This is a genomic window from Polaromonas jejuensis NBRC 106434, assembly GCF_001598235.1.
Classification (GTDB): Bacteria; Pseudomonadota; Gammaproteobacteria; order Burkholderiales; family Burkholderiaceae_C; genus Polaromonas; species Polaromonas jejuensis.
The window spans coordinates 13,981-27,414 of record NZ_BCYO01000009.1 but is presented as its reverse complement, the minus strand read 5'-3'; the positions used below and the strand labels follow the sequence as shown (position 1 = coordinate 27,414).

General features: G+C 67.0%; 12 protein-coding genes. 4 read left to right on the top strand and 8 right to left on the bottom strand.

Annotated elements, in window-relative coordinates; all coding sequences use genetic code 11:
- The first annotated feature begins 152 nt into the window (after positions 1 to 152).
- The 4 genes from PJE01S_RS12395 (at position 153) to alkB (ending at position 4,444) form a co-directional block, all read left to right on the top strand.
- On the top strand, positions 153 to 2,579 hold the full coding sequence (locus tag PJE01S_RS12395; protein WP_068833939.1) for a heavy metal translocating P-type ATPase: 2,427 nt from the start codon (positions 153 to 155) through the stop codon (positions 2,577 to 2,579).
- The gene (gene cueR / locus PJE01S_RS12390; protein ID WP_068833938.1) at positions 2,576 to 2,992 is read left to right on the top strand and encodes a Cu(I)-responsive transcriptional regulator; all 417 of its coding nucleotides are present in this window, start codon (positions 2,576 to 2,578) and stop codon (positions 2,990 to 2,992) included. The genes PJE01S_RS12395 and cueR overlap by 4 nt, the downstream gene beginning before the upstream one ends.
- A gap of 63 nt (positions 2,993 to 3,055) precedes the next feature.
- Positions 3,056 to 3,772 (top strand): 2OG-Fe(II) oxygenase, encoded by a 717-nt coding sequence (locus tag PJE01S_RS12385; protein WP_068833937.1) that lies wholly within the window; start codon positions 3,056 to 3,058, stop codon positions 3,770 to 3,772.
- Between the two features lie 18 nt (positions 3,773 to 3,790).
- Positions 3,791 to 4,444: a DNA oxidative demethylase AlkB gene (gene alkB, locus PJE01S_RS12380; RefSeq protein ID WP_084389502.1), complete on the top strand. Its 654-nt coding sequence runs from the start codon at positions 3,791 to 3,793 to the stop codon at positions 4,442 to 4,444.
- On the opposite strand, the gene otnI is transcribed toward alkB, so the two are convergent.
- The 8 genes from otnI to PJE01S_RS12340 all read right to left on the bottom strand — a co-directional run bounded on the left by otnI (position 4,441) and on the right by PJE01S_RS12340 (position 13,411).
- Positions 4,441 to 5,262 (bottom strand): 2-oxo-tetronate isomerase, encoded by an 822-nt coding sequence (gene otnI, locus PJE01S_RS12375; RefSeq protein WP_068833936.1) that lies wholly within the window; start codon positions 5,260 to 5,262, stop codon positions 4,441 to 4,443. The genes alkB and otnI overlap by 4 nt on opposite strands.
- Positions 5,263 to 5,267: 5 nt before the next feature.
- Positions 5,268 to 5,930, bottom strand: coding sequence for a class II aldolase/adducin family protein (locus PJE01S_RS12370; protein WP_068833935.1), 663 nt, complete (start codon positions 5,928 to 5,930; stop codon positions 5,268 to 5,270).
- Positions 5,927 to 7,198 carry a 3-oxo-tetronate kinase gene (otnK, locus tag PJE01S_RS12365; RefSeq protein ID WP_068833934.1) on the bottom strand — a complete coding sequence of 424 codons (1,272 nt, stop codon included), beginning with the start codon at positions 7,196 to 7,198 and terminating at the stop codon, positions 5,927 to 5,929. Before otnK ends, PJE01S_RS12370 begins: the two co-directional genes overlap by 4 nt.
- A complete protein-coding gene (gene denD / locus PJE01S_RS12360; protein ID WP_068833933.1) occupies positions 7,198 to 8,217 on the bottom strand; it encodes a D-erythronate dehydrogenase in 1,020 nt (339 codons plus the stop codon). The genes otnK and denD overlap by 1 nt, the downstream gene beginning before the upstream one ends.
- Positions 8,218 to 8,266: 49 nt before the next feature.
- Entirely contained in the window at positions 8,267 to 9,178 is a 912-nt protein-coding gene (gene ltnD / locus PJE01S_RS12355) for an L-threonate dehydrogenase (protein ID WP_068833932.1), read from the bottom strand.
- 39 nt (positions 9,179 to 9,217) lie between these two features.
- On the bottom strand, positions 9,218 to 10,531 hold the full coding sequence (locus tag PJE01S_RS12350; protein WP_068833931.1) for an MFS transporter: 1,314 nt from the start codon (positions 10,529 to 10,531) through the stop codon (positions 9,218 to 9,220).
- Between the two features lie 147 nt (positions 10,532 to 10,678).
- Positions 10,679 to 11,455 (bottom strand): FadR/GntR family transcriptional regulator, encoded by a 777-nt coding sequence (locus PJE01S_RS12345; RefSeq protein ID WP_068833930.1) that lies wholly within the window; start codon positions 11,453 to 11,455, stop codon positions 10,679 to 10,681.
- 45 nt (positions 11,456 to 11,500) lie between these two features.
- On the bottom strand, positions 11,501 to 13,411 hold the full coding sequence (locus PJE01S_RS12340; protein ID WP_068833929.1) for a SulP family inorganic anion transporter: 1,911 nt from the start codon (positions 13,409 to 13,411) through the stop codon (positions 11,501 to 11,503).
- Between the last annotated feature and the right edge of the window lie 23 nt (positions 13,412 to 13,434).

Sequence of the window (13,434 nt, the reverse complement as noted above, 5' to 3'; positions counted from 1 at the left end):
GCTTGCCACGGGGGCAAGGTCAACGGCCGGCCATCAATGCCCTTGTGCCATATCGGCTATTGTGGGCGCTGGCTTGACCCTGCCACGATGGTAAGGTTCAGACTTCGTTCCATGCCCCTTCAAACTTTCACCGACCGACACGGAGCTCGAACATGAACCTCACCGCCAGCCTGCAGACACCCGCCACCGGCCTGGCCGAATGGCAGTTTCCGGTGGAAGGCATGACCTGCGCCTCCTGCGTGGCGCGGGTAGAACGTTCGCTCAGCGCGGTCACTGGCGTGGCCGAGGCGAGCGTGAATTTCGCGACCGAGCAGGCCCGCGTGAAGGCCGGGCCCGGGGTCAGCCTGCAAACCCTGAAGGCCGCCGTCGAAAAAGCCGGTTACGCCGTGGGCCAGCAGGCCTTGCGGCTAGCGATTGAGGGCATGAGCTGCGCGTCCTGCGTGGGGCGGGTGGAAAAAGCCCTGCGCCAGGTGCCGGGCGTGCTGCAGGCCGAGGTCAACCTCGCCACCGAAACGGCGGAGGTGAAAATCGCAGGCGCCTCGGCCACCTTGGCGCAGCTGCTGGCGGCGGTGGACAAAGCCGGCTACCAGGCCCGCGCCCTGGACGACGCCAGCGCTGCGGCCCAGACAACCGAAAAGCCCGGTGCCGCCATCTGGCCCATCCTGGTGGCGGCGGCGCTGTCGGCTCCGCTGCTGCTGCCCATGCTGGGCATGTTGGTGGGCCGGGACTGGATGCTGGACGGCTGGCTGCAATGGCTGCTGGCCACGCCGGTGCAGTTCTGGCTGGGCGCGCGTTTTTACCGCGCCGGCTTCAAGGCGCTGCGCGCCAAAACCGGCAACATGGATTTGCTGATCGCCCTGGGCACCTCGGCCGCCTATGGTCTCAGCGTCTACCAGTTGCTGGTGCACGCCGATCACGGCATGCCCCACCTTTATTTCGAGGCCTCGGCCGTCGTGATCACGCTGGTGCTGCTGGGCAAATGGATGGAGGCGCGCGCCAAGCGCCAGACCACCGCGGCGATCCGGGCGCTGAACGCGCTGCGGCCCGAAACGGCCCGCCGGCGCAGCCAGGGCATGGACGAAGAAGTCGCCGTGTCGCGGCTGGCGGTGGGCGACCTCATCGTCGTGCGGCCCGGCGAGCGCATTGCGGTGGACGGCGAGATCACCGAAGGCGCCAGCCAGGTCGATGAGTCGCTGATCACCGGCGAGAGCCTGCCGGTGCACAAGCAGGTGGGCGACCGCGTCACCGGCGGCGCGGTCAATGCCGAGGGCCTGCTGCTGGTGCGCACGACGGCAGTGGGCGCAGAGTCCACGCTGGCGCGCATTGTGCGGCTGGTGGAGTCGGCCCAGGCCAAAAAGGCGCCGATCCAGCGCCTGGTGGACCAGGTCAGCGCCGTGTTTGTGCCGGTCGTCATGGGCATCGCTTTCATCACGCTGCTGGGCTGGGGCCTGGGCACCGGTAACTGGGAGGCCGCCATCCTCAATGCCGTGGCCGTGCTGGTGATTGCCTGCCCCTGCGCGCTGGGCCTGGCCACGCCCACGGCCATCATGGCCGGCACCGGCGTGGCGGCGCGGCACGGCATTTTGATCAAGGACGCCGAGGCGCTGGAAGTCGCGCACAGGCTCAAAGTGGTGGCGTTTGACAAGACCGGCACGCTGACGCAAGGCCATCCCGAGCTGGTGGCGCTGGAGGCGAACGGCATCACGCGCGCGGCCTTGCTGGCACAAAGCGCCGCGATTCAGGCCGGCAGCGAACACCCGCTGGCGAAAGCCGTCACCAAGGCGGCAAACCAGGACCGGCTCAGCATTCCGGCCGCCACGCAGCTGCGCGCGGTGGCCGGGCGCGGCATGTCGGCGCAGGTAGCGGGGCGCGAGTTGCGGCTCGGCAGCCCGCGCTTCATGCAGGAGCTGGGGGTGGAACTCGGCGACTTTGCCGCGCGCGCGCAGGCGCTGGAGGCGGCGGGCCGCACCGTGTCGTGGCTGGCCGATGTCACCGAGACCGACAAGCCACTGCTGCTGGGCCTGCTGGCCTTTGGCGACACGCTGAAAAGCAGCGCCGCAGCGGCCATTGCACGCCTGCATGCGCTGGGCGTTCAAACAGCGCTGGTCACCGGCGACAACCACGGCAGCGCCCAGGCGGTGGCCGCACAGCTGGGCATGGACCGGGTGCATGCCCAGGTCCTGCCCGAAGACAAGGCCGCCATCGTTGACGGGCTCAGGCGTGAAGCGGGATGCGTGGCCATGGTGGGCGACGGCATCAACGACGCGCCGGCGCTGGCGGCGGCCGATGTGGGCATCGCCATGGCCACCGGCACCGATGTCGCCATGCATGCGGCCGGCATCACGCTGATGCGCGGCAACCCGGCGCTGGTGGCCGATGCCATCGACATCTCGCGCCGCAGCTACGCCAAGATTCGGCAAAACCTGTTCTGGGCCTTTGCCTACAACGTGGTCGGCATTCCGCTGGCGGCTTTGGGCCTGCTGAGTCCGGTGATAGCGGGCGCCGCCATGGCCTTTAGCAGCTTCAGCGTGGTGATGAATGCCTTGCTGCTGCGCCGCTGGAAAGGAAGCATCCAATGAGCCACGATCTCACGGCAAGCGACCCCTTCAACATCGGCGAGGCGGCCAGCCGCTCCGGCGTGTCGGCCAAGATGATCCGCCACTATGAGTCGCAGGGCCTGCTTCCGGCCGTGCAACGCACCGACGCGGGCTACCGTCAGTATGGCGAAAAGGAAGTTCACACCCTGAGCTTTATACGGCGGGCTCGCGCCCTGGGCTTCAGCATGGCCGAGATCGCCGAGCTGCTCAAGCTCTGGCAAAACAAGCGCCGCGCCAGCGCCGACGTCAAACGCATCGCGCTGGCCCATGTGGCGGATCTGGAACGGCGCATTGCCGAGATGGCGGCGATGAAGCAAACCCTGCAGCATCTGGCGCATTGCTGCCAGGGCAACAGCCGGCCGGACTGCCCCATCCTGAGCGAGCTGGCCGCCTGAAGCGCTTGAATGAAACGTCCGAATCCGGCGAGTTCTAGCGGATGCGCCGATTTATGCTGAGGCATGGATTTGTTCACCTCACACCTTGCGCCAGCCACCCCCTGCTGGGCCGACACCATTGCCGAGCTGAACTGCCAGGGCAGCACCGTCATCCCGCAGCTGCTTAGCGCTGCGGAGTGCCTGGCCCTCGTCAAGCTCTACCCAGAAAGCCGGCATTTTCGCAGCCGCGTCGTGATGCAGCGCCACGGTTTTGGCCAGGGCGAGTACCAGTATTTCAGCTATCCCTTGCCCGAGACCGTGGCCCGGCTGCGCGCCACGCTGTACCCCGAGTTGGTGGGCCTGGCCAATGCCTGGAACGAGGCCATGGGCATTGAGGTGCGCTATCCCGACGACCACGCCAGTTTTCTGGCGCGTTGCCATGCGGCCGGCCAGGAGCGGCCCACACCCCTGCTGCTGCAATACGGGCCGGGCGACTACAACTGCCTGCACCAGGACCTGTATGGCGAGCATGTTTTTCCGATCCAGGTGGCGGTGCTGCTGTCGCGGCCCGGTGAAGACTTCCGCGGCGGCGAATTTGTGCTGACCGAGCAGCGCCCGCGCATGCAATCGCGCGCCGAAGTGGTGCCGTTGACGCAGGGCGATGCCGTGCTGTTCGCGGTGCACCAGCGCCCGGTGCGGGGCACACGGGGCTTTTACCGCGTCACGATGCGGCATGGCGTCAGCCAGCTGCACTCCGGCCAGCGCCACACCCTGGGTATCATTTTTCATGACGCCCAGTAACCGCTTGGGGGAAAGCCTGTGACCCAAAACCTGTTCGAGGAAGAGCCGCTGCCCTATGTTGCGCCGGAGCTGATGGCGCCCGGTGCCGTGCTGCTGCGCGGCTTTGCCGGCGCTGTCGACGCGGCATTGCTGGAAGCGGTGGCGCAGGTGATCGCGGCCGCGCCGCTGCGCCATCTGGTCACGCCGGGCGGCTACACCATGACGGTGGCCATGAGCAATTGCGGCGCGCTGGGCTGGACCTCCAGCCGCAGCGGTTACCGCTACACCAGCACCGACCCGCTGTCCGGCCAGCCCTGGCCGCCCATGCCCGGCTGCTTTGCCGATCTGGCGCTGCGCGCGGCGGCCGAGGCCGGTTTCAATGACTTCAGGCCCGATGCCTGCCTGATCAACCGTTACGAACCCGGCGCGCGCCTGTCGCTGCACCAGGACCGGGACGAGAGCGACCTGAGCGCGCCCATCGTGTCGGTGTCGCTGGGTTTGCCTGCCGTGTTTTTGTTTGGCGGCACGCGGCGCACAGACCGCCCCACGCGTTACCAACTGGTCCACGGCGACGTGGCGGTGTGGGGCGGCCCGTCGCGGCTGGCCTACCACGGGGTGGCGCCGCTGGCGGAGGGCGAGCATCCCCGGCTGGGACGGCAGCGCATCAACCTGACGTTTCGCTGCGCAGCTTAGGGGCTGGCTTTCGCGTTCGCCTTCATCCAGCCCAGGCCCGCCGACGTACCGCCAGGCTGGGCGCCACGGCTGGGCCGGTATTCACAGCCAACCCAGCCGGTCCAGCCGCATTGCTGCGCCACCTCGTCGATCACCTTGAACAGGTAGGGGTAGTTCATCTCGCCCACGTCGGGTTCGTGCCGCTCGGGCACGCCGGCGATCTGGAAATGGCCGACCCGGCCGGTGGGCAGGTATTGGCGGATCTTCATGGCCACATCGCCCTCGACGATCTGGCAGTGGTACAGGTCGAACTGCACCTTGACATTGGGCGCGCCAATCTCGGCGATCAGTTCATGCGCATGGTCCTGCCGGTTCAGAAAGAAACGCGGAATGTCGCGCGTGTTGATGGGCTCGATCAGCACATCGACGCCCTGCTTAGCCGCCTCGGCCGCGGCCCAGCGCAGGTTGCCCACATAGGTCGGGCGCAGGGCCTCGCGCTCCATGCCCGCGGGCAGCAGGCCGGCCATGACATGGACGCGCGGGCAGTTCAGCGCCGCCGCGTAGGCCAGCGCCTTGGCGATGCCGGTGCGGAACTCGGCCTCACGTCCCGGCAGGCAGGCCAGGCCGCGCTCGCCCTGGTCCCAGTCGCCAGGCGGCGCATTGAACAGCACTTGCTGCAGGTCATGGGCCTGCAGACGCGCCGCAAGCTCGTGACTCTCGTAGGCATAAGGGAACAGGTACTCGACCGCCTTGAAGCCATCTTTCGCGGCCGCTTCAAAGCGGTCGAGAAAATCGAGTTCGGGGTAGAGCATGGAAAGGTTGGCAGCGAATTGAGGCATAGGGTTCACCAGCGCGCGCCAAAGGTCTGGCGTAGTTCGTCGATCTGGGTTTCAGTCAGGGGTTGAGGTTGGGGGTGGCTCAGGGCCCAGAGCCTGGCGGTTTCTTCAAGTTCTTCGAGCGTGGCCATGGCGGCGGCGGGCGAGTCGTGCCAGACATTGGGCCCCAGGCGCTCGAGCATGACGGCACGGATCGGCGTGCCTTGCTCGCCATAACGGGCTATGGTCTGCGCCACCAGGGCTGCCGCCTGCGGATCACCGGGGCGGTGGTAGGGGATCAGCGGCACATGGCCGACCTTCATCACGAAGTAGGGCGTGATGGGCGGCAGCAGTTCTTCACTGCAGGGCTGCAGAGTCAGTGCCACGCAGTGTGTGCTGTGGGTGTGGATCACGCACCGGGTTTTGACATCAAATCGGCCAGCAGCCCCATAGATATGAGCGTGGAGCGCTATTGTTTTGCTAGCAACATCACCACTGGTCTGCCGGGCGTTGGTATCGAGCCGGGCCAGCCGCACCGGGTCCAGAAAACCCAGACAGGCATCGGTGGGCGTGATCAGGAAACCATCGTCCAGCCGCACACTGATATTGCCGGCCGTGGCATGCACATAGCCGCGTTCGAACAGGCTTTTGCCGATGCGGCAGATTTCTTCGCGGGCTTGGTTTTCAGTCATCGCAGCATTGTGAAGGCTTTGCTGAAAAAGTCATCGCTGCCGAAGTTGCCCGACTTGAGCGTGAGATGCACTCCTTTCGCGTCGGCCGCGTCAGACAGCGCATGGCACCAGGGCACACCCGGGTCGATCTGCGGGCCAATCTGCAGCTGCGTGATGTTCAGGGCCTGCACGCAGGCGCCCGAGGTTTCACCGCCGGCAACGACCAGCTGGCGCACGCCGCGCTCGACCAGGCCGCGCGCAATGGCCGCGATGGTGCGCTCGACCATGGCACCGGCTGCTTCGACGCCGAGGCGGCCCTGCACCGATTTCACCGCGTTCGAGTCCGCCGTGGAATACACCAGCACCGGGCCTTTCCGGATCAGCGGTACGGCCCAGGCCAGCGCCTCGGCCGCAACGTCCACCCCGGCCGCGATGCGCAAGGGGTCGATGCCCAGCGCCGGGCGGCCGGCCCTGATGAAGGCCAGCACCTGGCGGTTGGTGGCCAGCGAGCAGCTGCCCGACACCACGGCCTGCAGGCCGCCTGCCGGGGGCAGTTCGCTGGCTTGGGTGGACGGCGTGATGCCGAAGTTTTGCGGCAGGCCAATCGCCACACCGGAGCCGGCGGTGACCAGCGGCATGCCCTTGAGCGCCGGGCCCAGGCGCAGCAGGTCGTCATTGGACAGCGCATCCACCACGGCTGCCCCTATCCCCTCGGCCTTGAGCTGCTCAATGCGCGCACGGATCGCGGCCTCGCCCCGGGCCACGACGCGGTAGTCGATCAGGCCGACCTTGCGCTTGCATTGCGCCTGCAGCACACGCACCAGGTTGGCGTCGGTCATGGGCGTGAGCGGATGGTTCTGCATGCCGCTTTCATTGAGCAGCACGTCGCCGGCAAACAGGTAGCCCTTGAAGACGGTGCGCTGGTTGTCGGGAAAGGCGGGTGTGGCGATGGTGAAGTCGGTCTTCAGCGCGTCCATCAGGGCTTCGGTCACCGGGCCGATGTTGCCTTGCGGCGTGCTGTCGAAGGTGGAGCAGTACTTGAAATAGATCTGCTGCGCACCCTGGGCCTGCAGCCAGGCCAGCGCCTGCAGCGATTGCGCCACGGCCTCGGACGGCGCAATGGTGCGCGACTTCAGCGCCACCACCACGGCATCGACCTCGGCGTCGAGCGCGCCGCTGGGGGTTCCGATGGTTTGCACCACGCGCATGCCCGCGCGCACCAGGTTGTTGGCGAGGTCAGTGGCACCGGTGAAGTCGTCGGCGATGCAGCCCAGAAGAATCTTGCCCATTACAGACCCTCTTGCAGCGACAGCTTCACGGCACCCGGGTTTTCACGCACGTAGTCGCGGATCACGTCTTCGAAGTTGTCGTCCGCGCGCAGTCCCAGCATGCTGGCGCGCGCCGCCTGCACCCGGCTGGGCCAATTGCCGACGATGGCCGTGATGCCTTCGTCGATATCCCAGTCAAGCAGCGCGGTCGCGGCCGGCCCGGCGACACGCTCCAGCGCCGCGGCCATTTCGCGCACCGTCACCGTGAGGGCCGGCAAATTGACCGCGGTGCGGGCGCCCCATTCCCGGCTGCCGGCCTGCGCTGCCCGCAGCAGCCCGGCTATGGTGCTCGCCGGGGAGGAGAGCGCGACGGCCGTGTCGGGATGGACCGGCACGCGGGCACGCACGCCGGCCAGCGGCTCGCGCAGCATGCCGCTGAGAAAGCTCGACGCGGCGCCGTTGGGCCGGCCCGGGCGCACCGACACCGTCATCAGCCGCACATTGCGACCCTGCACAAAGCCCTTGCGCGTGTAGTCGGCCACCAGTTGCTCGCCCATGAATTTCTGGATGCCGTAGCTGCCCTGCGGCGTGGGCAGGGTCATGTCTTCGATCACGGCCGGCAGCGGCTGCTCGGGTGAATTGCCGAACACCGCGACCGAACTCGAGAACACCAGCACCGGCTGCGTGCCGAGCGCGCGGCAGCCTTCGAGCAGTGCGCGCGTGGCATCCAGGTTGCTGCGCATGCCCAGGTCGAAATCCGCCTCGCATTCGCCGCTGACGGCTGCTGCCAGGTGAAAGATCAGCGCGACACCCGCGTTGGGAAGCTGCTTGCAATCCAGCAGCTCATTGAGATCGCCGCCAACAAAGGCAATGCGCGGGTCCCGGGCCAGATCGTCGGGTGGCGGCACGCGGTCGGCCAGCGTGACGGTGGTGATGGGCTGCGCGGGGGCGCCCGCAAGCGACAGCGTGCCTTGGGCCAGCAGCGTGCGCGCCAGCCGCGCGCCGAGAAAGCCGCAGCCGCCGGTGATCAGGATGTTCATGGTCGTGTCCTGTGAAAAGGGGTGAGGGGGAGGGGGCCGCCTTGGCGGCTCATTCCGCCGCCTTGGGCGCTTGGGGCAGCTCGATGCCGGGGAAGATCTTGATCACGGCGCTGTCGTCTTCCTTCGCGAAACCGGCCGTCGACGCCTGCATGAACATCTGGTGCGCGGTGCTGGACAGCGGCAGCGGAAACTTGCTGGCGCGCGCCAGGTCGAGCACCAGCCCCAGGTCCTTGACGAAAATGTCGACCGCCGACAGCGGCGTGTAGTCGGCCGCCAGCACATGGGCCATGCGGTTCTCGAACATCCAGCTGTTGCCGGCACTGTGGGTGATCACCTCGTAGAGTGCCGCCGCGTCCACGCCTTCGCGCAGGCCCAGCGCCATGGCTTCGGCGGCGGCCGCGATATGCACGCCGGCCAGCAGCTGGTTGATGATCTTGACCTTGCTGCCGGCGCCGGCCCGGTCGCCCAGCTTGTAGACCTTGGCGGCCATGGCGTTGAGGACGGCTTCGCAGCGGTCATAGGCCTCGGGCTTGCCCGAGGTCATCATGGTCATGTCGCCGCTCGCCGCCTTGGCGGCGCCCCCGGAAATCGGGGCATCGATGTAGAGCAGGCCGAGTCCCGCCAGGCGCTGCTCCAGCGCGGCCGACCAGTTCGGATCCACCGTGGAGCACATCACGAACACGCTGCCGGGTTTCATGGCGGCCGCGCAACCGGCGACCTCGCCGCTGCCGAACAGCACACTCTCGGTCTGCGCGGCGTTGACCACCACCGAGATGACGATGTCGCACTGGGCGCCGAGCTCCGCCAGCGTGGCGCAGGCCGTTCCGCCGTCCTGCGCAAAGGCCTGGGCCACGTCGGCGCGCACGTCGAAGACCCGCAAGGCGTAGCCGGCGCGGCGCAGCGACCGCGCCATGCCGCCGCCCATGGCGCCGAGGCCGATCAGGCCGATGATGGGATTCATGTCAAAACTCCTTGGGTAACGGGGATGATAGGGCGCGGCTCAGCGATTGACGAGCTCTTTGGGCGTCCACCAGACGGCGATCGCGCCGACCACCAGGGCGCCGGCCAGCACGTACATGCCGACCTGGGTACTGCCGGTGGCGTCCTTGAGGTAGCCGATCAGGTAGGGGCTCACGAAGCCGGCGAGGTTGCCTACCGAGTTGATGACGGCAATACCGGCGGCTGCGGCCGTGCCCGACAGGAAGGCCGTGGGCAGCGACCAGAACAGCGGTGCGCAGGTCAGCACGCCAGCCGCGGCCAGTGAGAGGAAGGCCAGCGACACGGCGGTGTTCTGGGTGTACGAGGCGGCAACGGTGAAACCGACCGCGCCCATCAGCGCCGGAACGATCAGGTGCCAGCGGCGCTCGCGCCGCTGGTCGGCGCTGCGGCCGAACAGGTTCATCGCAATGATCGCGCAGATGAAGGGGATGGCGCTCAGCAGTCCGATGTTCAGGTTGCCCTTGACGCCCGTGGCCTTGATCAGCGTTGGCAGCCAGAAGGTCAGCGCGTACTGGCCCATGACGAAGGCAAAGTAGATCAGCGCCATCCACCAGATGCGGCGGTCCTTGAACACGGCGGCTACCGAGTGCGGGCCTTTGCTGCCGTGCTGCTGGTCGAGTTCGACCTCGCGCGCCAGCAGTTTCTTTTCGTCGGCATCCAGCCACTTGGCCTTGGCAATGCCGTTGTCCAGGTAGAACAGCACCACCACGCCGATCAGCAAGGCGGGCACGGCCTCAATCAGGAACATCCATTGCCAGCCTTGCAGCGAGGAGGCACCGTTGAAGGCATCCATGATCCAGCCCGACAGGGGGTTGCCAAAGATGCCCGCCACCGGGATCGCCGACATGAAGACCGCGATGATTTTGGCGCGCCGGTGCGCCGGATACCAGTAGGTCAGGTACAGGATCACGCCCGGGTAGAAGCCAGCCTCTGCCAGGCCAAGCAGGAAGCGCAGGACGTAGAAGGTAGTGGGCGTCTTCACGAACATGAAGCAGGCCGACAGCAGGCCCCAGGTGATCATGATGCGCGCGATCCAGATGCGCGCGCCGACCTTGCTCATGAGCAGGTTGCTGGGCACCTCGAACAGGAAGTAGCCGAGGAAGAAGATGCCGGCACCGAGGCCGAACACGGTTTCGCTGAAGCCCAGCTGTTGCGCCATCTGCAGCTTGGCAAAGCCGACATTCACGCGATCGAGGTAGGCGATCACGTAGCAGAGCATGAGGAAGGGCACGAGGCGCCAGAACACTTTGCCGTAGGCACGGCGCTCAAGCGAGTCTTGGGCGGGCAGGGCGCCCACCAGGGTCGAGGAAGTCATGTAGTGCGTCTCCGGGATTGTGCGACCCCACCAGCAGGACCGGTCGCTTGGGTAGTTTGTATGGTTATCATACAACTTTGCCATTTCATGTCTTCTGGGGTTTTCCCCAGTGGAGGCGGTGGTGGGCGCTTTGCGCGCGCGTCAGGGTCAGGTGTTGTGACGCAGACCCGTGACCAGAGGACGCGCCAGTTGCACGCCTTCCTCTTGCCAGAACACCGGGTCGGCTTGCTCGATGCGCTTGATGGCGTTGTCCATGTGACGCGCGGCCGATCGCCGGGCCGCGGCAACGTCGCCGGCCTCGATCGCCTGGGAGATTTGCTCGTGCTCGTCGGCCACCTGCCTGGCGAAGTCGGCGCGCCGCGCTTCGTTGGCCCGGGTGACGCGCGTGGCCCCTTGCAGGAACTGGCCCAGGTACTCAAGCGTGCCGATAAGGAAGGGATTGCGTGCCGCGTCGGCGATGGCACGGTGAAACCTGACATCCTCGCTGACACCGTCGCCGCCGGCTTGCACCGCCTTTTCCAGCGCGGTGATCGACTGGCGGATGCGCTTCACATCGGCCTGGGTGCGGCGCTGGGCGGCGAGCGCGGCGACTTCGGCTTCCAGCGCGCGCCGCACCTCCACCATCTGGATCACCGCCTGCTTGGACACCGCGTAGCGTGGGTCGAAGTTCAGCGGCGAAAAGCCCGCATCCTTCACATACACACCGCTGCCCTGCCGCGAGTCGACAAGCCCGAGCGACTTCAGGCGCGAGACCGCCTCCCTGACCACCGTGCGGCTGACCGAGAACTGCTCGACCAGCACCGCTTCGGTCGGGAGCTTGTCGCCGGCCACAAGGCGGCCCGCGCGAATCTCTGCGGCGAGCGCATCGGCAACCCGGTCGGAAAGATGCGCACCGGGGGTGATGGACTTGAAGTGGCTGATCATAGGAATCGGAATTTATCGTACAACTTTAACCCATCGCTCGGGTGCTCAAGCGGGGTCGGCGTCGGCATCCGCGTCAGGTTTCGGAACGCTCTGGCATTCCCAGAAAATCCGCGCCGTGCAGCGCCGGCAAATCTCGGGATCCAGCTTGCTGAAGATGGTGGAAATGGCGGTGAACTTGTCGGGAAACTGGTGTTCTGGCCCCAGCACCTGGGTGAAGCCGGTCTTGCGCCACATGCGGATCACCTCGGGCCTGGGCCGGTGAAAGTACAGGTCGCCGCCCATGGCGCGGCGCGCGGCGAGCTCGGCCTCCCACAGCTCGGCACCGGCCAGGTCGATGAAGTTCATGCTCTTGCCCATGACCAGCAAATGCTTTTGCGGCTGCGGCTGGCTGCGCAGCGCGTGCAGGATGTCGGCCACATGCTGGGTGGCGCCAAAATACACCTCGCCCTCCATGCGCAGCAGCTTGAGCTGCGGGCATTCGGGAAGCACTTGGCGAGGAGCTTCCTCGGGCACTTCCGGACCGGGCGCCTTCTTGGCTTCCAGCCCGGCGTCGGGCGTGTTGTCTATTACCACAAACTGCCGGTCCAGGCCGCGGCTGTCAAAGCCCATGGTGCGCATGGCGGGCCGCGAGGTGCGGTAGAGAAAAGACATCAGCGACAAAATCATGCCCAGCAAAATGGCGATCTCCAGCCGGATGGTGACCGTGGCCGCCAGGGTGGCCAGCGCCACGCCGAAATCGCTGCGGCTCAAGGTGAACAGCTGGCGCCAGCGCGCAAGGTCGAGCAGGGCCAGCGCGACCAGCACCAGCAGCGCCGACAGGGCGGCCATGGGAATCTGTGCCAGCAGCGGCGCGCTGACGGCCACCAGCACCACAAGCAGCAGCGCCGAGAACACCGAAGCCAGCGGCGTTCGGGCGCCGGCTTCCAGATTGGGCATGGAACGGTTCATGGAGCCGCAAGACACATAGCACGAGAAGAACCCACCGACGATGTTCGACAGCCCCTGGCCGCGGAACTCGCGGTTGGCATCGATGCGCTGGCCGGACCGCAAGGCCACCGTCTTGGCGATCGAGATCGCCTGGCCCAGGGCGACGATGGTCAGCGCAAACGCCAGGCCGATCAGGTCGTTGGCCTGCGCCCAGCTGATGCGCGGCAGCTCAAAGCGCGGCCACGGCGCGGGGACCTGGCCGAGCATGCGCAGCGCCGTGGCTGGGGAGGCAAGCGCCGCGGCGCTGTTGGCGTTCAGACTCGGGGAATGGCGCCACAACCAGGCCAGCGCGGTGGCCGCCACCAGGCCGATGAGCATGTAGGGCCAGTTGCGGCGCAGGCGGCGCAGCAGCAGTGCCACGACTATCGTGACCGCGCCCACGGCCAGCGCTGCCGGCTGCGCCCGGGGCAGCTGTGTGAACACATGGCCGAGCACGGCCGCGGCACTGTGCTCGGGTGCGGCGGCCAGGCCCAGCAGGTCGGGCAGCGCATGCACGGCTATCAGCAGCGCCGCGCCCGAGGTAAAGCCAAACAGCACGGCCGGCGAAATGAAGTTGGCCAGCACGCCCAGGCGCAGCGCACCAATCAGCCACTGCATGACGCCGACCATCACGGTGACGGCCAGCGCCAGCTGGATATACAGCGGGCTGAAGGCCAGCGCTAGCGGCGAGAGCATGGCAAACAGCGCCAGCGAATTGGCGTTGGTCGGGCCCGACATGACGTGCCAGCTGGAGCCAAACAGCGCGGCGATGATGCAGGGAATGACTGCGGTGTAGAGGCCATACTCGGGCGGCAGGCCGGCCAGCGTGGCAAAGGCAATGCCTTGCGGCAATACCAGCACCGCGCCCAGCAGGCCGGCCATGGCGTCGGCACGCAGCGTGGCGGGCGAGACCAGGTGCACCCAGCCGCCGAACAGGCGCTCCAGCAAGGGTAAAACGGACTGGGTACTGCGGGATTCTGAAGGATTCATCACGAGGTGCGAGCATACCGCGA

Coding starts and splice junctions, on each gene's coding strand:
- PJE01S_RS12395 (WP_068833939.1), top strand. CDS start 153: ATGAACCTCACCGCCAGCCTGCAGACACCCGCCACCGGCCTGGCCGAA.
- cueR (WP_068833938.1), top strand. CDS start 2,576: ATGAGCCACGATCTCACGGCAAGCGACCCCTTCAACATCGGCGAGGCG.
- PJE01S_RS12385 (WP_068833937.1), top strand. CDS start 3,056: ATGGATTTGTTCACCTCACACCTTGCGCCAGCCACCCCCTGCTGGGCC.
- otnI (WP_068833936.1), bottom strand. CDS start 5,262: ATGCCTCAATTCGCTGCCAACCTTTCCATGCTCTACCCCGAACTCGAT.
- PJE01S_RS12370 (WP_068833935.1), bottom strand. CDS start 5,930: ATGACTGAAAACCAAGCCCGCGAAGAAATCTGCCGCATCGGCAAAAGC.
- otnK (WP_068833934.1), bottom strand. CDS start 7,198: ATGGGCAAGATTCTTCTGGGCTGCATCGCCGACGACTTCACCGGTGCC.
- denD (WP_068833933.1), bottom strand. CDS start 8,217: ATGAACATCCTGATCACCGGCGGCTGCGGCTTTCTCGGCGCGCGGCTG.
- ltnD (WP_068833932.1), bottom strand. CDS start 9,178: ATGAATCCCATCATCGGCCTGATCGGCCTCGGCGCCATGGGCGGCGGC.
- PJE01S_RS12350 (WP_068833931.1), bottom strand. CDS start 10,531: ATGACTTCCTCGACCCTGGTGGGCGCCCTGCCCGCCCAAGACTCGCTT.
- PJE01S_RS12345 (WP_068833930.1), bottom strand. CDS start 11,455: ATGATCAGCCACTTCAAGTCCATCACCCCCGGTGCGCATCTTTCCGAC.
- PJE01S_RS12340 (WP_068833929.1), bottom strand. CDS start 13,411: ATGAATCCTTCAGAATCCCGCAGTACCCAGTCCGTTTTACCCTTGCTG.